This is a genomic window from Priestia sp. JV24, assembly GCF_025910025.1.
GTDB lineage: Bacteria > Bacillota > Bacilli > Bacillales > Bacillaceae_H > Priestia > Priestia megaterium.
Genome location: NZ_JAPCIN010000015.1, coordinates 555,903 through 574,942, shown reverse-complemented (window position 1 = coordinate 574,942; position 19,040 = coordinate 555,903). Strand labels below are relative to the sequence as shown.

The 19,040-nt window shown below is 37.0% G+C and carries 16 protein-coding genes and 2 other annotated features; of the genes, 4 read left to right on the top strand and 12 right to left on the bottom strand.

Annotation, left to right across the window (positions count from 1 at the left end; genetic code table 11):
- Positions 1-181: 181 nt before the first annotated feature.
- The 3 genes from OK414_RS12250 to OK414_RS12240 form a co-directional block, all read right to left on the bottom strand.
- A complete protein-coding gene (locus OK414_RS12250) occupies positions 182-346 on the bottom strand; it encodes a hypothetical protein (RefSeq protein WP_016764155.1) in 165 nt (54 codons plus the stop codon).
- 262 nt (positions 347-608) lie between these two features.
- Complete coding sequence (locus OK414_RS12245) at positions 609-3,278, bottom strand: MMPL family transporter (protein WP_263045642.1); 2,670 nt, start codon at positions 3,276-3,278, stop codon at positions 609-611.
- Positions 3,275-3,736: a MarR family winged helix-turn-helix transcriptional regulator gene (locus tag OK414_RS12240; protein ID WP_013083205.1), complete on the bottom strand. Its 462-nt coding sequence runs from the start codon at positions 3,734-3,736 to the stop codon at positions 3,275-3,277. The genes OK414_RS12245 and OK414_RS12240 overlap by 4 nt, the downstream gene beginning before the upstream one ends.
- A gap of 256 nt (positions 3,737-3,992) precedes the next feature.
- Here OK414_RS12240 and OK414_RS12235 point away from each other — a divergent pair, with 256 nt between their 5' ends.
- Positions 3,993-5,201, top strand: a complete 1,209-nt coding sequence (locus tag OK414_RS12235) for an MFS transporter (RefSeq protein ID WP_263045641.1) — start codon at positions 3,993-3,995, stop codon at positions 5,199-5,201.
- Between the two features lie 65 nt (positions 5,202-5,266).
- On the opposite strand, the gene OK414_RS12230 is transcribed toward OK414_RS12235, so the two are convergent.
- Complete coding sequence (locus OK414_RS12230) at positions 5,267-6,667, bottom strand: amino acid permease (protein ID WP_013083204.1); 1,401 nt, start codon at positions 6,665-6,667, stop codon at positions 5,267-5,269.
- Between the two features lie 384 nt (positions 6,668-7,051).
- On the opposite strand from OK414_RS12230, the gene OK414_RS12225 reads away from it, so the two are divergent.
- The gene (locus tag OK414_RS12225; RefSeq protein ID WP_026106588.1) at positions 7,052-7,258 is read left to right on the top strand and encodes a hypothetical protein; all 207 of its coding nucleotides are present in this window, start codon (positions 7,052-7,054) and stop codon (positions 7,256-7,258) included.
- A 172-nt stretch (positions 7,259-7,430) separates the two neighbouring features.
- On the opposite strand, the gene thrS is transcribed toward OK414_RS12225, so the two are convergent.
- The 3 genes from thrS to OK414_RS12210 form a co-directional block, all read right to left on the bottom strand.
- Complete coding sequence (gene thrS, locus OK414_RS12220; RefSeq protein WP_016764150.1) at positions 7,431-8,648, bottom strand: threonine--tRNA ligase; 1,218 nt, start codon at positions 8,646-8,648, stop codon at positions 7,431-7,433.
- 53 nt (positions 8,649-8,701) lie between these two features.
- Positions 8,702-8,930 (bottom strand) — a binding site (T-box leader).
- A gap of 39 nt (positions 8,931-8,969) precedes the next feature.
- Positions 8,970-9,196, bottom strand: a binding site (T-box leader).
- 390 nt (positions 9,197-9,586) lie between these two features.
- Positions 9,587-11,329 carry a sulfatase-like hydrolase/transferase gene (locus OK414_RS12215; protein ID WP_216875946.1) on the bottom strand — a complete coding sequence of 581 codons (1,743 nt, stop codon included), beginning with the start codon at positions 11,327-11,329 and terminating at the stop codon, positions 9,587-9,589.
- A 502-nt stretch (positions 11,330-11,831) separates the two neighbouring features.
- Positions 11,832-12,290 carry a cell wall hydrolase gene (locus tag OK414_RS12210; RefSeq protein ID WP_025751889.1) on the bottom strand — a complete coding sequence of 153 codons (459 nt, stop codon included), beginning with the start codon at positions 12,288-12,290 and terminating at the stop codon, positions 11,832-11,834.
- A gap of 250 nt (positions 12,291-12,540) precedes the next feature.
- On the opposite strand from OK414_RS12210, the gene rpsN reads away from it, so the two are divergent.
- A complete protein-coding gene (rpsN, locus tag OK414_RS12205; protein WP_013083197.1) occupies positions 12,541-12,810 on the top strand; it encodes a 30S ribosomal protein S14 in 270 nt (89 codons plus the stop codon).
- Between the two features lie 93 nt (positions 12,811-12,903).
- Positions 12,904-13,296, top strand: a complete 393-nt coding sequence (locus OK414_RS12200; RefSeq protein WP_034652012.1) for a (2Fe-2S) ferredoxin domain-containing protein — start codon at positions 12,904-12,906, stop codon at positions 13,294-13,296.
- 165 nt (positions 13,297-13,461) lie between these two features.
- On the opposite strand, the gene OK414_RS12195 is transcribed toward OK414_RS12200, so the two are convergent.
- Genes OK414_RS12195 through OK414_RS12175 form a run of 5 tightly spaced genes read right to left on the bottom strand, consistent with a single transcriptional unit; the run spans position 13,462 to position 18,851 of the window.
- The gene (locus OK414_RS12195; protein ID WP_047932290.1) at positions 13,462-14,763 is read right to left on the bottom strand and encodes a valine--pyruvate transaminase; all 1,302 of its coding nucleotides are present in this window, start codon (positions 14,761-14,763) and stop codon (positions 13,462-13,464) included.
- Positions 14,764-14,778: 15 nt separating this feature from the next.
- Positions 14,779-16,014 carry a DUF6421 family protein gene (locus OK414_RS12190; protein ID WP_263045640.1) on the bottom strand — a complete coding sequence of 412 codons (1,236 nt, stop codon included), beginning with the start codon at positions 16,012-16,014 and terminating at the stop codon, positions 14,779-14,781.
- A gap of 27 nt (positions 16,015-16,041) precedes the next feature.
- Positions 16,042-16,980 (bottom strand): DMT family transporter, encoded by a 939-nt coding sequence (locus OK414_RS12185; protein ID WP_034652020.1) that lies wholly within the window; start codon positions 16,978-16,980, stop codon positions 16,042-16,044.
- 32 nt (positions 16,981-17,012) lie between these two features.
- Positions 17,013-17,573: a hypothetical protein gene (locus tag OK414_RS12180; RefSeq protein WP_016764142.1), complete on the bottom strand. Its 561-nt coding sequence runs from the start codon at positions 17,571-17,573 to the stop codon at positions 17,013-17,015.
- A gap of 15 nt (positions 17,574-17,588) precedes the next feature.
- Complete coding sequence (locus tag OK414_RS12175) at positions 17,589-18,851, bottom strand: ATP-grasp domain-containing protein (RefSeq protein ID WP_034652022.1); 1,263 nt, start codon at positions 18,849-18,851, stop codon at positions 17,589-17,591.
- Between the last annotated feature and the right edge of the window lie 189 nt (positions 18,852-19,040).

Here is a 19,040-nt window from a genome sequence, read left to right as displayed (position 1 = left end):
GTAACTTAATAACTATACTAATCGAATCTAGTTAGACAGAAAATAAATATGTAAAGGTTGCTAACACAAAACATACAAGCAACCGTTCACCTTCAAAAAAATAAAAACCTTCTCTAAAATAAGAAGGTTTCACATCATAATCTGCATTGAGACTGCCTTTGCCTTATTTCTGAAGATTTTATTACATATCTTCTTTGCCTTGACAGCTTGGACACTCATAAACATGCACAAAATAAAGTCCAATATGGTGGAATCGTTTACCTAAGCAATCTGGACATGTTCCTGCTTCGCGCATTTGTTCCCGTCGTTTGTCTCGCTGATTAGCTAAGAAATTTACAAATTTCATAAAAAAACCTCCCTCATGTTTTTGACTATAGGTTTTCCTGATGGTAGGTCTTTTATTCGACTAGGTGTATTTATAACAGCACCTGCTTGATTGTGCTTTTAAACTATACTCACGTTTTCCAATCATACAAAAAGGATAGATAAAGCAGTCTTATGACGCTCATCTATCCTTCATTTTTACCCTATATAATGTTTAATGCTATACAGGCGTATCACTATTTCCTAACAGATATCTAATTTTTGATACAGCTATCATATACAAATTATTCTTCTACTTTGTGTTTTTCTTTTTTCCGAAGAAACGGCCACCAGTTTCCTTCTCCAAGCGTTACGACAATCGCTGGCATAAGAAGCGGAAGAATGACAAGGCCATAAAGTAAAAGACCAATAATAACAACCGTTGCTACATGAACAAGTGTTAATACACCCGATGGCATCATAGCCCCAAACGTTCCAGCTAAGATAATAGCAGCAGTAATAATAACCGATCCCATCTTACTCATGGACGTAACCATCCCTTCTGCTACGCCGCTTTTTACTTCTTCGTTAAAACGGTCTAACAAGAAAATAGAATAGTCAATTCCAAGGGCAACTAAAATAACAAAACTAAAGAATGGCACAGCCCAGCTGATTCCGTCATTCCCCATTATATCCACGAATAGAAGCTCTGAGATCCCCATTGCTGTATAATACGTAAGCAGCAGTGAAGCAATCATGTATACAGGCATGATCATTGAACGGAATAAAATGGTCAGCACAATAAACAATCCAATCATCATAATAATCATTGTGCGTGAAAGATCCGTTGTAGATAAATCTTTTAAATCCGCATTTGAGCTCGATACCCCTCCGTACACAATTTCTGTATCCTCAAACGGCGTATCAACGACTTCGCTTGCCACCGCTTTTTCAATATTTTTTACGGTTGAAATGGCTTCTTCAGAATATGGATTTTGATCGAGCACTACACTGAGCTTAACTCCTTTTCCATCTGCAAAAGAATAGTTATCGATGGATTGTTTAAACCCTTTATCTTTCATCACTTCTGCTGGAAGGTAAATACCCGTATCTCTAACTGTTGAGCTGTCACTCATGTTATCAAGCATATCTGTTGCTTTTGTTAAGCCATCTGAGATCTTCGTCAGTCCGTCATTCGCACTGTTAACGCCTTTTGCTAACTGGTTGATACTGTCTGATAACGTTCCAACTTGACCTTGCTGAGCTGAAAGATTCTCATTTGCTTGTTGGAGACCGGTTTGAATGGTAGTAAGCTGTTTACTGATTGCAACAAGCTGCGGAACCGCTTGCTGCACATTTCCTGTTGTAGAGAGCTGAGTGCTGATGAGCTGCAGCTGTTGATTAATTTGAGCTAATCCATCTGCAGCAGGTGCAAGCGACCCGCCAGATTTCTCTTTAGAAGCAGAACCCGTTTGGTCAGCTATTTGATTTAGCCCTTTTTCAACATCACTTAATCCTTTTTGTACATCTCCGATTCCTTTAACAGCATCTTTGATTCCGTCTGATACAGAGCCTAGCTGTGAATTAACATATAAATCATCAATCTTTTCTCCGGTAGGCTGTGTGATAGTCATAACAGAATCCACGTGATCCACTTTTTCAATTGCTTTGCTTATATTTCCTAAATAAGGAATAACATCCGCCTTTGTTAACTCTTTATCTCCTTTAATAATAACATTGACAGGAAACGCTTTTCCTTCTCCCAGTGCATCACTGATAGCATTTAGTCCTTTTATAGATTTATAATCACTGCTTATTTCAGCAGTAGAATCAAACGATACTTTTGAGTCGTACGTTACAATAAAAGGCACGGTAATAATCGCTGTAATGACTAAAAACACGAACGGTCGCGCCACTGCCTTTTTTCCTAAAAAGCCCCACAGCTTATTATCACTATGAGAAGCCACTTTTTTAGACGGCCAAAATAATTTTTCTCCAAGCGTAACCATAAAAAGTGGAAGCAGAGTAAATAAAATGACTAGCAGTACACCTACGCCCACTGCTACCCCGACAGCCGACTGGAAAATGGCAAACTTGGCAAATCCAATGGCTGCAAACCCAATAAATACGGCAATTCCGCTGATAAATAGCGTTCTTCCTGCTGTACGATAAGCCGTGATCGTGGCCTCTGCTTTATCATGTCCGTTTGCCAACTCTTCACGGAAACGGTTAAGTAAAAGAATGCAGTAATCCGTACCAATTCCAAACAAAATAGCTACTAAGAACGTTTGCGTGAACGTTGAGATTGGAAAATCGACATTTTTAACTAAAATCCCTAGTAACGATTGACTGATTAAGTATGTGATTCCCACAATTAAAATAGGAATAAACGGCGTCACGACTGAACGGAAAACGAGTAAAAGCAAACCTAAAATCAAAAAGATAGTAATAAACTCGGTTTTCTTTAACCCTTCTTCTGAACTGTGTGCAAAATCCTGATTAATAAGAGATGCACCTGTTACATATGCCGTAGTGTCTTTTGGCACGCTACCATAAATCTCATTCGCTATTTTTTCAACTTTTTCATCCGATCCACTGACAGTAACCGGAACTAAAACGGTTTTTTTGTCTTTAGACATTAATTGATTACGAACATCTTGATCATCTGTTAAAGGCGTTGTGACATCTTTTACACCTTTAATTTTCTCTGTCTTATCAATGATTTTCTGTATTTGTTTCTCACTATCTTTATCTAATACGTTATCTAACTTGATAACCATGCTAATGGTATTACTATCTTCTCCAGCATTTTTTAGAATTTGGCTAGCTCTAGATGAAACGGCATCGTCTGGAAGCTGAGACTGTCCTTTTTCACTTGCGAGCTTTGTTAAATTTGGTGACGTTAGCATCAATATAACCGTTAAAGCTAAAATAAAGGCCGCAATCACCCACTTAAATTTCACAATAAATTTCATTTTTTGCTTTCCCCTTTTATAGTTAACTTTTCTTTTGCCATTGTAAGAATTTCAATAAATGTATCTATTTTTTCTTCTTCTACATCATCAAACAAATTCTCAATGATACTAAAACACGCGGCATTTCCGTCATTTATTACCTTTTCTCCTTCAGCCGTAATCTTAATAAGCTTAGAACGTTTATCGCTCTCTAGTTCGTTAGTGTCCCACTCCACAAGCCCTTTTTCGAGCAGTTTTTTAATTCGATTCGAAATGGCACTTTTATGAACACCTTGCAAGACAGCAAGACTGCCTGGTGAAGATGGACCTTTAATCATTAAACTATTTAACAAATCAAACTGCTGCCTAGAGACATGTTCGAAGAGGTTATGGCTAAGCTCTCTGTGAATTACTTCTGTTCCCACAAACAGCACTTCTTCAAAAAGTTCTACAGCTTGATATAACTTGCTTTTCGTCACTTCTTTCCCTCCTTTGCTCATTTAGTTTATAGGTATAAACTATTCAACTTTAAAAATAGTTTATAGGACTAAACTTTATTCTGTCAATAAATTTATGTCTGACTGTCTTCATATATGATAAAGATAAATAGAAATCCCGAAAGATACCGCTTACATCAGCTTTTTTGGTTGTCAAAGCTCCATCACTTAAGTATTATTAGTAATTGACTTCTTTTCAAGGAGATATAAATTTTATACACAGAAAGGGTGATCACACATGAATACAATGCATGCTAATGAGCAGGTCAGTAAGAAAGATTCCTTTCCAATTGCTCTCATCTCATTGACTCTTGGAGCTTTTGCCATTGGAATGACGGAATTTGTTATTATGGGGATACTGCCTAACGTTGCGGAAGACCTTCATGTTAGCATTTCGACTGCTGGACAGCTAATTACAAGCTATGCTTTAGGAGTAGCAATCGGCGCGCCAATTTTAACTATTTTTACTCATCGACTTCCTCAAAAGCTTCTGCTTTGTTTACTTATGCTTTTGTTTATTCTGGGAAATGCAATTGCTATTGTTGCACCCAGCTATGGAATTTTAATGGGAGCTCGTTTAGTTACGGCATTATGTCACGGTACTTTCTTTGGAGTAGGCGCTGTTATTGCTTCACGGCTCGTACAACCTCATAAACGTGCAAGTGCTGTCGCAACGATGATGGCAGGTTTAACCATTGCAAATATCATCGGCGTTCCTGTGGGAACATTCATTGGGCAACACTTAGGCTGGAGAGCTTCGTTTGGAGCTATTACGATCATGGGGATTATTGCATTTATTGGTATTATTCTGTTTATCCCAAAGCTTGGTCAAGACAAATTAACGGGTCTAAAACAGCAGTTTGCTGCTTTTACTCAACCAAAACTTCTTGTGATGCTTCTTTTAAGCGCAATAGGATGCGGCAGTTTATTTACTGTATTTACGTACATTACACCGCTTCTTGAAGACGTTACAGGAGTAAGTGAACATAGCGTTACGTGGATACTTGTATTATATGGATGCGGCGTTACGCTCGGAAACGTTGTTGGAGGCAAGCTAGCAGACTGGAAGTTAATGCCTTCGGTTGTAGGTATATTTGCTTTTCTTTGTATTGTGCTGACTATTTTTACGTTTACTGCCAAAAGCCCAACAGCAGCTATTATCACGCTGTTTTTCTGGGGAGCAGCAGCATTTGCTGTAATGCCTGGTATTCAAGTGAAAATTATGAACTTAGCACAGGAAGCACCTGCTTTAGCTTCTACTTCGAATCACTCGTTTGCTAACTTAGGAAATGCTTTTGGCGCCTTTTTCGGAGGCGTAATTATTAATCATGTGGGACTTACTTCACTTCCTTGGGTTGGCGCCATTTTTGTAGGAACGGCTTTTATTATCAGCACTTGTCTTTTTATTGTGGAGACACGCAAAAAACATAGTGAACAATCGTTCTAACTGTCTAACAACCGAACAATAAGTAAAAAAGAGCCTTTCTTTGCTGAAAGGCTCTTTTTTTACTTTTAACTCACTTTTTTCATTTCTTTACTTGTTAATCGACTGTGTTTACGAGAATAACCGACATATACAACTATACCAAGCACAATCCATATGCTAAAATACAGCCATGTTGTTTTAGGAAGATTAATCATTAAAAATAAACAAGATAATACAGATAAAATTGGTAAAACAGGTACAAACGGCATTGTAAATCCACGTTTTAAAGTTGGGTGCGTTTTACGTAAGATGATAATGCTGACGCCCACCATGCCGAAAGTTAAAAGAGCTCCGATATTTGCTAAATTCGCAAGTTCTTTTAGATCAATAAATCCTGAAATTAACGCTCCGATAATCCCTACTAGCCAAGTAGAAAGAGTCGGAACTCCCGTTTTCTCATTTGTTTTAGCAAATGCTTTTGGCAGCAAGCCGTCGCGGCTCATTGAGAATAAAATGCGTGTTGCTGCATAAATGTAGGCGAAAATAACAGCCATGATTCCAATGACGGCTCCTGCAGCAATAACTCCTGCCACTGCATTTTGTCCTACTGAATGGAGAACATAGGCCATTGCTTCTGGAACATTCAATTCCTTGTACGAAACAACTCCAGTCATAACAAGGCATACTGCTACATAAATAATCGTGCAGATCACAAGTGAACTAATAATTCCAATGGGCAAATTGCGCTGCGGATTCTTTACTTCTTCTGCTGATGTAGATAAGGCATCAAAACCTAAGAAAGCAAAAAATACGGCCGCGCCCCCTGTCACAACACCTTCAATTCCATAAGGCATAAAAGGTGTCCAATTAGACGGTTTTACATAAAAAGCTCCTACAATAATAAAAAGAAGGATAATAAACAATTTAACAAGCACCATAAAGTTATTCACTTTTTTACTTTCTTTTGTTCCTCTTGAAAGCAGCCATGTAATAAGAAGCGTAATACAAATAGCAGGAAGGTTCACTAGACCTCCATTTGCAGGGATCGTAATCAATTCTTTTGGCAGCGAAAAACCAAAGCCTTCTAAAAAGTTGTTAAAATAAGAAGACCATCCGTTTGCTACTGCTGACATTGTTAACAAATAGACAGAAAGCAACGTCCATCCCATTAAGTGCGCTACCACTTCGCCGATGGTTGCATATGTATAGGTGTAAACGCTCCCAGATACAGGTATAGTTGAAGCAAATTCTGCATAGCACAGCGCTGCAAAACCGCATACAATAGAAGCCAATATAAAAGAAAAAATAACGGCTGGTCCAGCATCGTTAGCAGCTACTAAGCCTGTTAATACTAAAACCCCCGTTCCGATTACGGCTCCAATACCAAGAAGAGTCAAATCGAATGCTCCTAATGTTTTGACTAGAGATTTGTTTTGACTTTGTTCTAATAATTGCTCGATTGACTTCTTTTTAAATAGTTTTCCCATTGCACTCTCTCCTCTCTGTTGCCACTCATCCATTAAAAACTTGAAAATAACGTCTTTTCCCATTTGGCTGCGCGTTTTCACTTCAGATACAGAAGTAATTATATAGAAATAATTACTAACTTGTCTATTAGTATACTAATATCATTATATATATTTCAAGAGTTTTTGTAAGCGATTTCTTAGTATCGCTCTATTTTGGATTTATAAACTAAATAAAGAGGTTATCATTGTGCTTATGTATAATAAATTTGAATAAAAATAATATTCTAAAAAATTACTTTATATGTTTTTAGATAACTTTTTTACTAACTATCTTCAGATATAAATTCCTGACATAGAGATTATTTACAGAACGATGAATGTTTTATCTTACCGGGTGTTATAATGATGAAAACTGAAGTGTATGAAGGGCGGAGAAAGATGATTAACTTACTTATTGGCTGTATCTTACTAGCATTAGGAGTATACTTTATGTTTAAATTTCTTTTTTACTCTCCTTCTAAAAAGAAGCGAGATCAGCAAAACATGAACAAACCATCAGGTGAGGCTTCAGCTTCATCCCGTACAAACGATTCGAATGGAATAAGATAAATTTTTTTTATAAAATACCGGCGTTTGTCTAAGGCAAAAGTTATACTGCTGATATATATTATCTTATACCCTTCTAGTTCAATATTCCCTTCATTTTGGTGTGAGACAAAATGAAGGGAATCACTATCTGACTTAAAAAATCAGATTTTTCTATTTAGTAAGGTAAATAGCTTCAACAAACTCTGTTTGAATTCTTTTCTTTATTCAAGTGTACAGCTGCCTCTTCCACACTTACTGTTCCTATATTTTTCTTCCCGTGCTTTCGCATAGCAAGCGATTCATTTTCCACTTCTTTATCTCCTATCACAGCCATATAAGGAACTTTCAGCATTTCTGCTTCTCGAATTTTCAGCCCTATTTTTTCAATGCGATCGTCTACTTCAACACGATACCCTTTTAACTCCAGCTCGTGTTTCACTTTATATGCATATTCCACGTGTGGCGGTGCAATAGGCAATAGTTTGAGTTGAACAGGAGCTAACCAAAGAGGAAATTGGCCTTCGTAATGTTCAATCAAGATGGCCATAAATCGCTCAACGGAACCGTATATAGCGCGGTGAATCATTACGGGGCGATGAGGTTTATTGTCTTCTCCAATATACATACAGTCAAACTTCTCCGGCATTAAGAAATCAAGCTGAACTGTTCCGCACTGCCAGCTTCGACCTAAGGAATCTAAAATATGAAAATCAATTTTCGGCCCATAAAAAGCTCCATCTCCTTCATTCACCTGATAGTCTAAGCCTTTTTCACTTAACACAGATTGAAGCGACTTTTCTGCTTGGTTCCATGTTTCAATATCTCCCATGAATTTTTCAGGTCGTGTGGATAGCTCTACTTTGTAATCGAAGCCAAAATGTGAGTAAAAGTCATGGATAAACGCTAGAATGCGGCTAATCTCAGCTTCAATCTGACTGAGTTCTACGAATAAATGAGCGTCGTCCTGTGTAAATGAACGGACTCTTAGCAATCCGTTTAAAGACCCAGAAAGCTCGTGACGATGAACTAATCCAAGCTCTGCGTATCGAATCGGAAGTTCTCGGTAGCTTCTTCGCTTGCTGTTAAACAATAAAATGGCTCCCGGACAATTCATCGGTTTAATCGCATAGTTTTGTTTGTCAACATTTGAAAAATACATATTCTCATGATAATGCTCCCAGTGCCCTGATTGTTCCCAGAGCTCCTGTTTCATCATGATGGGTGTTTTTATTTCTTGATAGCCTGCTTTATAATGCTTTTGTTTCCAATAATTTTCTAACTCATTTCGAATAATCATTCCGTTAGGTAAGAAAAATGGCATACCAGGAGCTTCTTCCATCGACATAAACAGCTCCAGTTCTTGACCTAACTTTTGATGATTTCGCTTTTCTGCTTCCACTTGTTTTGACATGTTCATTCCTCCAATATATTTTTATTCAACAAAAAAACCGCACTCATCCCTAGTAAAGGGACGAATGCGGCCGTGGTACCACCCTAATTCCGTAAAATACTCATACGTATTTTACGCTTAAAAAGATAACGGTTTTACCGGTTGCGGTTTCAGTGTATACACATTCCCCGCCGCAGCTCCAAGGTGGTAAATTCATTTTGTTTTCTAAGGGCTCTCAGCCAGTGACCCTATTCTCTGTAAAGAAAATCCAAAAATGATTCATGTCCTTTTCATTGCTTGTATATTCATTTTTTCTACATAAAAAGCCGCACTCATCCCTAGTGAAGGGACGAATGCGGCCGTGGTACCACCCTAATTCCGTAAAATACCTATACGTATTTTACGCTCAAAAAAGATAACGGTTTTACCGATTGCAGTTTCAGTTATGCACGTTCCCTGCAATAGCTCTAAGGTGGTAAATCAGATGATTTCTTAAGGGCTCTCAGCCAGTGACCCTATTCTCTGCGAAGAAAACAGCATCTAATTCATGTCCTTTTCATTGCCAAATACTGTTTATTAGTTGTTAAAAGCGATTATAGTGTATAAATTTAACAAAAGTCAAGAAGTAATTTTTTATTTTTTAATGGTATAGAATTACTTTATGCTTGAATTTTTGAAAAGTTACTTAAGAATATACGGACTTAAAAAGTTTTTATTATACTATTAACGACTACATTTCATTCTTATTTTTATAGCAATAAAGGCGAAAAAGAAAGATGCTATAAGTCCTTATTTGGTTTATCTAAGCGGAATTAACGAAGTGAAACCAATACTATCCCAAACCAGAACAAGTAACATATCACAAGCATCATCAGGTTTTTTTATTTATATATTAAAATATTAAATACACCTTTTTATGCTCACGCAAATGTTTGACTTCAATCCGTAGAAACTATTTTTTATCTATCTGTAGACGGAAGCTCATCATGCATGCTTTCACTTTGGGGAAAAATCCGTTTTTTCCTGACTTGTTCTTTAAGAATAACGTCAAGCTGCCGCTGAATTTTCCTTGTTTCATTTGTCGAAAAATACAGGTGAGCCAGATTTACTGTTTCTAACGGATCCTTGGTCAAATTGTACATTTCAATTTGATCAGGAACACGATTTGTTTTAAGGGTAGCAAAACTCACAGGGTAACCTTCATATTGCTCTCCGTGAATAAATTCATCTTTTTCGTCATCTGCTGACCAAAATTGCAGATTATCATGATAGCGAGCGTATTTCCAAATTTCCTTTCCTGCCGCTGACGAAAACTCGACAATGACCGCTTGAATGTGATTAGGCTGAACAACTGACGGGTAGCTTTCTCCTAAAAAATTTGTTTGGTGAAGTCCTTTTGTCGGGTCATCATCTGTCATGAAGAAAATCGCTGTTTCCTCTTGCTCAGCACACGTTTCTCCTCGAAGTATACCTGACAGGTCTCGCCCAACAAATGGATGTACTTCCGTATGACTTTTTTGTAATTGCTTTTGAATAGCAGAAGCATCTATATTAGCTAAACTAAGCATTGTCGGGATCAAGTCAAGGTGGCTAGTCAGTGTGTCTGTACGTTGATAACTAGGAAACAAACGCTTGTTATGAATGAGAAGCGGAACGTGAATAGATTCTTCATACATGTTGTACCATTTTTGATGTAGTCCCCCGTGAGCTCCAAGCAAATCACCGTGATCAGACGTAAAAATAATAATTGTATTTTCATAGAACGAAGATTGTTCCATGGTCCGAAGAACTTTTAAAATTTGTTTATCAACATTTTTTTGCAGCTGATAATACAAGCGCCGGTAGAAGCTAGAATTTGGGGTTGGCTGCAGCGCTTTTGGATAGATATATTTATAGCTGCTTTGAGCGCTAGGCTTTGTTTGTAAAGGTTCTCTAATGGTAGGTGGCGGATCGATGTTTGGAATCGTCTCATCAATAGAAAACTGAAACATAGGAAGGTGTTTGGTAATCGCTCCGAACAGCGCAATGTCATGCGGGTTCACAAATGAAGCTACCATGAGCCAAGGCTGCGCAGGCGCTTGATGTTCTAATCGTTGAATAAGCTCTATGATTTCCTCTGCATATATTTCGTCTCGTCCGCTCACTCCAATGGCCGCAGATGAACCAGAATTGCGCGGATTTCTCCCTTCCGGTTCCGGACCAATCCACCCTGAAAAACCAAACTTTTCAAGCTTATTAGCCCGTTGATAGAGGCATTCTTTCTCTGGATCCGGTATTCCTGTTTGCATCTGATAGCTAGAAAAAACGTTATGTGTTCCTGGAATTAAGATGTTCTCATCAGAAATATGCCATTTTCCTTTATAAAAGGTTTGATACCCAGCCTTCTTAAAATACTCTCCCATCGTCGGGACGGTATTAGGCTGCAGCCAAAACATATCAGGATCTTGTGACTTCTTTGCGATACCTTGCGTTTGCGTAACTCCATGCAAGGAAGGGTATTGTCCTGTAAACAATGTAGCTCGACTTGGTGAACAAGCTGTAGAACCGACGTAATGACGAGTAAACTCCATTCCATGCTGTTTTAAAAATTTATGTGCTTTTAAATGCTTTTTTCTCCACTTTTTTAGTTCTTTACTTTCATATAAGGGTGGAAATCGCTCCTCGTCCACGATAATCAACAAAAAATTAGGCTGTTTCTGCATGTTTACTCCTCCGCGTGTTTATCAAATTTTCTGTATTGATAAACTATGTAAAAAGCACTTTTTTTAGAAGAACGGAGTACAGTTCATGTCTTTTTATACCCAAACAAAAAAAGACTTGGAGGATTTCTCTAAGTCTTTCATAACTCGTTTCAACACGATATTCCTTATTTTTTGTAAGCTTTTAGCTGCTGATTTCGTTTATAGGTGCCAATGATACTAGGTATACCTACAATTATACTTATCATAAAACTCCACATCATGTAGCGCCAATCCCCTGTAAAAAGCGCTATTCCCATAAAAAAACGAGCTGACCAGCAAGAGCTAACCATGAAGCTATCCAAGCAAACATCATATTCTCTTTCACGTTATCACCTCATATTTTTAATTATGAATGACTTTTTATATTTCACCACGAAATTCTAATTTTGAAGGTTGTTCTACTGTTTATTTTATGTACATAACTGAAAAAGCTAATAGCAGCGCGCAGCTATTAGCTTTTTCATTATTTTGCAAATACATGATTTCCTATTTTAATTGTTTCTTGTTTTTGGCGCAGCCATTGATCTCCCGTTTTATCAGGATTAAAGAAGAATAATGAACCTTTTCCTTGACCTTGGAAGTTAATTGCTTCTTCTACAGCTTTTTTTGAATCTTTGTCTGCAGGTTTATTAATTTGACCGTTGCTGACCGGACTATACTGACCTTTTTGATAAATAACACCTTTTACAGTGTCTGGGAATTTGCTGCTGTCGACTCTATTTAATACAACTGTCGCCACGGCTACTTTGCCTGCATAAGGCTCTCCTTTGGCTTCGGCTGATACGAGACGAGCTAATAATTCTTTATCATTTTTATTTACTTGAACGTGCTGTTCATGAGCGGGCGCTGCAGCAAATGCTGAGTAACCTGCACCAAAACTTGGGATAAGCATTGCTATAGCGATTACTAGTTTCTTTATCATAAAAATAAAAAGCCTCCTTGCTATTTCTTGACGTGGTTCATATGCTAGCAGAAAGATAAGAGTCTTTCATTGCAAAAAATTATCCAGTTCCAAAAGAAATTGTATATTATCGTATTTTTTTTAGCATATAAAAATATAACTTTACTGATTAAATATGAGTTGCCTTTCATTCTTTAGTGGTTTATGATGTAATAATACAAATAATAATGATTACGATTTATAAAAAAGATTTTAAGAAAGGATTGATTATTTGGCTAAAAAATCAAAGATCGCAAAGGAAAAGAAGCGACAGGCACTTGTTGAAAAATACGCTGAGTTAAGAAAACAGTTAAAGGAACAAGGAAATTATGATGAACTACAAAAACTCCCGAGAGATTCTTCGCCTACTCGCCTGCATAACCGCTGTGAGGTAACGGGAAGGCCTCGCGGATATTTGCGTAAGTTTAAACTTTCTCGAATTGCTTTTAGAGAGTTAGCTCACAAGGGACAGCTTCCTGGAGTGAAAAAATCAAGCTGGTAAATTTCTAATTAAATAAAGGCAGCCTTTTTGGCTAAAAAAAGAAGGAACATGCTCTGTAAATCGTAATCATTACTTTTAGTAGGAGGAATTAATATGGCAACATGGAACTTAGATACAACGAAACATCACGTTCTCATTTGCAATGGAAGCAGCTGCAATCGGTTTGGAGCCGAAGAAGTTACACAGGCGATTCGAAGTGAGATAGCCAATCAAGAATTAGATCCATACATACACACTACTCGCACTCGATGTAATGGTAGATGCCACGATAAATGCGTCGTCATTTCCTATCCAGACGGTATTTGGTATAAAGATGTGAAACCTCAGGATTCACAAGAGCTTATTAACTCATTAAAGAAGGATCAGCCTTTTGTGGAAAAAATAAGCCATACTTTTTGCGAAGAAGGCTTTCAGCGAACAGAAGGTACTGTGAAAGGTATCTCAAAAGAAAAAGAAACCGTCATCAAAGTGTCTAAAAAACTTTAATTTACAACAGCGAGAACATAGCCCTTGTAAGATTAACCAACGAACAGAGAAACATCATTAAAAATATCTATTTGTTCTCTCTGATTCACCTGTTACTTAATCTAAACACCAAAAGCCGCTTCTGGTGAACAGGGCGGCTCTTGTCATCTTTAAATATTTAAGAAATTATATTTTCCCTGTTTCAAGTATGGTATTTGAACTGTATATTTTCTTAACTACTGATGAAAGAATGTGGATTCCTTTCTTTAACTCCTCATCTGTAGCAGTAAGACTTATACGAATACACTCCCGGTTGTGAGAAGAAGATTGGCTGCCGTGAAAGAATGAGCCGCCTGGTACTACAATCAAGTTTTCTGCTTTTAATTTATTGTATAGATCGCTATCACTGAAAGGCAAACCTTCTAACCAAAGCCAGCCAAATAACGAACCTTCCGCTTTGTGCAAATACCAAGGAATATCATCCGGCATACATGTAGTTAAAAGGTTTTTTAAATAGTCATGTTTTTGTTTATAATGAGTTCTTATATAGTTAGCTGAAACTTCAGGTAACTTCCCGCTTTTTAAGGTGTTAACCACCATTCTTTGCCCTAGCCTAGAGGAGTGAATCAACATATTTGATTGAAATGCTTCCATTACTTTTATGAAGTCACTTTTTCCTATAGCAATTCCTATTCTCTCTCCAGGCAATCCGGCTTTAGAAAGACTCATACAGTGAATGATATTATCATGTATGATTGGATCCATTTTAATAAAATTAATAGCAGGAAAAGGCGGTGCGTAAGCTGAATCAATTAGCAATGGAATGTGATAGTTCTTGCAAACTTGGGATATAAGCTGTACGGCTTCTTCGGAAAGGATGTTGCCGCTTGGATTATTAGGTCTTGATAATACAACAGCTCCGATGTCTGGGTCCTGAGCTATTTTATCTTTAAATGCTTGTTTGTTAAATTCATAACGAAACGTATGATGATCAAGCTTTGAAAGGATAGGAGGAATTCCTTCTATTACACTTTCCTCGAGTGCGACTCCACTATACCCAGCGTAATCTGGCAGCATAGGTATTAATGCTTTTTTTACTCTTCCTTCTTTACTTGTACCGCAAAACGAATTTAAAGCTAAAAAAAAGAGATTTTGACTTCCCGACGTGATCAAGACTTGTTCTCTGTCCAGTTTAATACGATAATTCGTAAAGAAGTATTCTCTTATGCAATCAATTAATTCATGCGTACCGTAGCTAGAACCATATTGGCTAATCAAATTTTTTAATTGTTTGTCGTTCACAATATCTCTTAAAGCTTCTTCCCACATTTCATAAACTTGAGGGAGGATGGCGGGGTTGCCAGCACTTAAATTCACATATTGATTGAGATCGGAATTGAGCACCTCTTGGATGTCATGCATAATAGCGCGAACGCCTACTTTATTAGTCATTTTGTTTCCTATTTTACTCAAATGCAAAGCAGTCACTAGTGCACCTTCTCCTTAAAGATTATGGTCATCGAATAGTAAGTATGGGACTTCAATCTTTTTATTTTGCTGATTAATAAAGTAATTGTCCGGGATAATAAATTTATCATCGTTCTCACTAGGTAATAAGTATTTTCGAACATAATGTTCAGCTTCTTCTTTATAGTCAAGGTCCCTTTGAATCGTTTCAAGTTCTTCAATTTCTTTTACCAAAAGATCCAGTTCTTTTAAGCATAGGTCTAAATCTAAATAAGCATGGTCTCCTTTTCGGGATATTGAACGCCCATTTGCAACTAGCCAGCTAAAAAGAAAAAAACCTGTTCCAGAATCAAAGTTTCGGGGTGCATTATGCTGACTAGGGTATCTTAAAAGTCGTTCAAAGAGAACAAATTCCGTTATCTCTTCCCAAAAAGGATATTTTCTTTTATGAAGAGTCAGCACCGTCTGGCAATCTACTTTAACTTCTTCTAGTATGCCTGCAAAAAAATTCATTTTCGCCTGTATATGTTGGTCAAAAGGTTTATTTCCGCAGTGATGGTAATAATCATGCAGATATCCCCAGATTACCCTTGCCTGATAAGTGTCTTCTCTATTCATAATATGAGATTTAAAGTTGAAATCAGGAAAGATAGAAGACGCTCTTTTTAATGTATCCTCATTGTATATGCTGTGAAATTTATTAAAGAAAAATATCGCGAAGTTTTGACTTGTTACCTTTTCTTTTGTTTTTACATTCTCAGGGAAAAACACAATACACTTTCCTTCCATAAATCCTTGAGTACCAGCCAACAGCTTTAAAGATTCACATCCATTTTTAGGATGAGGAAGGTCTGCTTCGATGGATTTCATGATTTCAGGTTCATCGCGAACAGCGATAAAGGCTTCTAAATAAAATCCTCTTTTTGTAGGGCCATTAGGCGTTACAATCGGTCCTAAAAAGAACGTCGCTTCCCTGTTTGCAGGCGGGCTATAGGCAATTAACGTTTGATCAAAGTAAGGAGACTGATCGAGTCCTCTTTCAATCCACTCACATACGTCATTTTTTAATGCATTCCACACTTCAGGTAAATTTAAAGAGTTATATATTGTTTCAGTTTCAGCAACTACTTTTAATAAGAGCTCTCTAGCTTTTTCGTAATTTCTTTTGACCTCTCCATTTGGGCCCTGATATTTTCTTATCTCATATAGAGCAGGTACTATTTTATCGTTTAATAACTCCACTAAACTTTGGGTATGATTTTTTGTTAACATGATTAAAACCCTCCTTTTTTAGAACAGCTACTTAGCAGAAATATTTTTAGATGATTTAAGAGTAGAGTTATTTGTGTTTTTCTCTATTTGCTTTTTCAAGTTAATAAATATAACCCCTGCTATTACAAACGCTGTACCTATATAGACCTGTTTGTTTAATGTTTCACCTAAAAAGACAAATCCTACATATAAGGCGATAACCGGTGAAATAAATAAATGCGCCGTTGCTTTTGATATATGCCATTTTTTTAATAAATAAATATTAATAGAAAACCCCACGACCGACCCTATAATGGCCAAGTATAATAATGAGATAAGACTAATCCCAGAGAAAGTGCGGTTTCCATTTTCTACAAATAGACTAACAATCAGTAAACAAACGCCTCCACTTAGCATCGAAAAAGAATTAAAGGTCATAATAGGCAAGGATTTTATGCGAGATTGAACTTGAACAGTTATAAAAGCAGAACCTAGCATAGCCATTAAAATGACGATCATGGCTACTATTTGAATCACATTTCCCTGTATAAACAGCTGATTTCCAAATACAACGCTCATACCAATTAAGCACATGACTACACCTAGCTTTTGTCCTTTTGTAGCTGGTGTTCCTTTAAATAAGCGATTAAATAAAAGAGCAAACACTGAAATGCTGGCAGCTAAAACGGAAACAAGCCCGCTTGGCAAATAGACGGATGCCCAATAAACAGAACCAAACGGTAGAGCAAAGTACAAAATTCCGTTTAATACTGAAATGATTACTACTTCTTTTGAAACGGCCATTTTTTTTGTGAGTAAGAGGTAGAGGGCAATTATTAAACTAGCAATTAAAAACCTCATACCTGCTGACCATAGAGGCAAGCTATCCTTTAATCCAGTCTTTTGAAAAGCCCATGTCGTTCCCCCGATGACCGCTAATAGACAGAACAAAAGATGTACATGAATACGGGTTAATTTAGAAATCACTGTTTCACCTTATTTCTTTTTTAAAGTTAAGCCTATTTTCTTCCGTGGAGCGTAAAACACATCGGCACTTCTCCAAAATCTTTTACAACTGTTAACCCCTGCTCGTTAGCGGCTTTACTCGTTGTAATACATGCGTCTACCTTTCCTTCTAAACAATCAATCGCCGCTTGAGCATTACTATTTACTAACTGAACATTGGGACTGATGGAATGAGCTAAATCAACAGGGGCAGGATGTGAAGCAATTAAAAGGTTATTGGTTGTTATCACCTCTTCTTTTGAGGCAAGCACCATGTTATACGTTGGCATAATAAAGCTATCTACTAGCTCTAAACTAGTTAAATTTTTGAACACAATATCATGTAAGTAAGGATATACTGCGCAGCCTAGAAGAGCAGAACTCTCTGTTTCTTTCACATGAACTAAAGCTTCTTCCAACGTTTGATGCAAAAAGACCTGACCTTGTATGCTTTGGCGTTCGAACCACAGATAGCCTGCTTTTTCACAATTTGTTCCTTCAGGCCCTAAGGTATGGATAATGCTAATTTTTTGAAGCTGCTTATTTTTCTTACTAGACGACTCTGCAACTATCATAGCCTTTGATACCCCCTATGCGTTTACTTTATTTTTATAAACGATTTTTACTTTGTTATCTAAATAGCTGTAATACTGCTCACAGTCGGAATAAGATTCATGAGTGGTTAAAATAAATCCAGGGTACCCTGAAAAGTGCGGATATGGTAAAATGTCTGTCCCTTTAGTTATAAATTGAATAACTCTTTTTACTTCAGTATCTCTACGCACGTCTTCTAAGCCTCGAATTTCTTTAAAAATCCCATGGCCTTGCACAGGGATAATGTAGTTGCCCACCACTTTCTTTCGTTTTCTTTCATTTTTTAATACAGGAGGTTTTAACCCTAATACATAGTAAAAAACTAGCTCCATATAGTTAATACCTGTACTTTCTTTTACAATATAATGAGAAATCCCAGATCCTCCAATGCGCGCTCCTATTTCAATTACATAAGGTTTTCCTGCTGGGTCCAGGCGTAATTCAATATGAGCCGGGCCATTATCAATTCCTAAAGCATTTGCTGCTCTAGCTGCTTCTTGTGCAATAGATTGCCAAACGTTTTCTTCTAGCTGAGCTGGAGCTATATAAACACCTTCTTCAAAGAAAGGTCCTTTGGAATTTCCTTTATAACCTATAGAAAGTACATAAACTTCTCCTTCTACAGAAAACGTCTCAATAGCAAACTCTGGTCCGTCTATAAATTGTTCAATTACCATGCCCGTTTTATTTTTTGTGAATTTACTTAGGTCTTCTTCATTTACGCGTCTCACTTTTTCTATGCTGTCAATCAGTTCCTTTTTATTATTCGCTCGTGATACACCTTGACTGGAAAATCCGTTAGAAGGTTTTACTACGACAGGATAAGGCAGTGAAAGATTCTTTAATTCCTCCGTGTTTTCAACCTCTTTAAAATACGGAGTGTTAAGATCATTATCTTTTAAAACCTCTCTCATCTTCTGTTTGTTGCGACAGTTACTAATCACAAATGGCGATAAACCGGGTAAGTTTAATTCTTCTGTCAGCTGAGATACAACCTCTAATGCAGGCTCGTATAATGTCATAATGCCGTCAAAAGGATTTTTGTGATGCTCTGCTTTAATAATCTCAAGAGCTTTGTCTGGGGTGTGAAATAAATCGATGGGTATGAAATTTTGTACGTTTTTAAGATGCTTAGGTTCTACTTCTTCTTGGTTATAAAAAAACGTCACTTTAATTCCGAGAGCTTCTGCTTCTTCAAAAATAAACGGTAAATATGTATTTTGTAACACAACTGCTAGATGCTTATTTTGTAACGGCATTTACTTCCCCCCTACTTTTAAACAGCTCTTCACTGTTCGATGACTAAATTCTAATGACCACTTCATATATTTGTCAATTTAATTTTATATAACATTAGGAATATATAGAATATTTGATATATTAGTAAAAAGTAAAGAAAAGAATGGTTTATAGGATTAATACTAAAGCAAAATTAAAAGCAGGAATTT

Bases quoted from the DNA above. Each gene is read 5' to 3' on its own strand.
- OK414_RS12215 (WP_216875946.1), bottom strand. From the start codon at position 11,329: ATGCAGAAACAGCCTAATTTTTTGTTGATTATCGTGGACGAGGAGCGA.
- OK414_RS12245 (WP_263045642.1), bottom strand. From the start codon at position 3,278: ATGAAATTTATTGTGAAATTTAAGTGGGTGATTGCGGCCTTTATTTTA.
- OK414_RS12250 (WP_016764155.1), bottom strand. From the start codon at position 346: ATGAAATTTGTAAATTTCTTAGCTAATCAGCGAGACAAACGACGGGAA.
- OK414_RS12230 (WP_013083204.1), bottom strand. From the start codon at position 6,667: ATGGGAAAACTATTTAAAAAGAAGTCAATCGAGCAATTATTAGAACAA.
- OK414_RS12200 (WP_034652012.1), top strand. From the start codon at position 12,904: ATGGCAACATGGAACTTAGATACAACGAAACATCACGTTCTCATTTGC.
- thrS (WP_016764150.1), bottom strand. From the start codon at position 8,648: ATGTCAAAACAAGTGGAAGCAGAAAAGCGAAATCATCAAAAGTTAGGT.
- OK414_RS12175 (WP_034652022.1), bottom strand. From the start codon at position 18,851: ATGCCGTTACAAAATAAGCATCTAGCAGTTGTGTTACAAAATACATAT.
- OK414_RS12190 (WP_263045640.1), bottom strand. From the start codon at position 16,014: ATGTTAACAAAAAATCATACCCAAAGTTTAGTGGAGTTATTAAACGAT.
- OK414_RS12210 (WP_025751889.1), bottom strand. From the start codon at position 12,290: ATGATAAAGAAACTAGTAATCGCTATAGCAATGCTTATCCCAAGTTTT.
- OK414_RS12235 (WP_263045641.1), top strand. From the start codon at position 3,993: ATGAATACAATGCATGCTAATGAGCAGGTCAGTAAGAAAGATTCCTTT.
- OK414_RS12225 (WP_026106588.1), top strand. From the start codon at position 7,052: ATGATGAAAACTGAAGTGTATGAAGGGCGGAGAAAGATGATTAACTTA.
- OK414_RS12180 (WP_016764142.1), bottom strand. From the start codon at position 17,573: ATGATAGTTGCAGAGTCGTCTAGTAAGAAAAATAAGCAGCTTCAAAAA.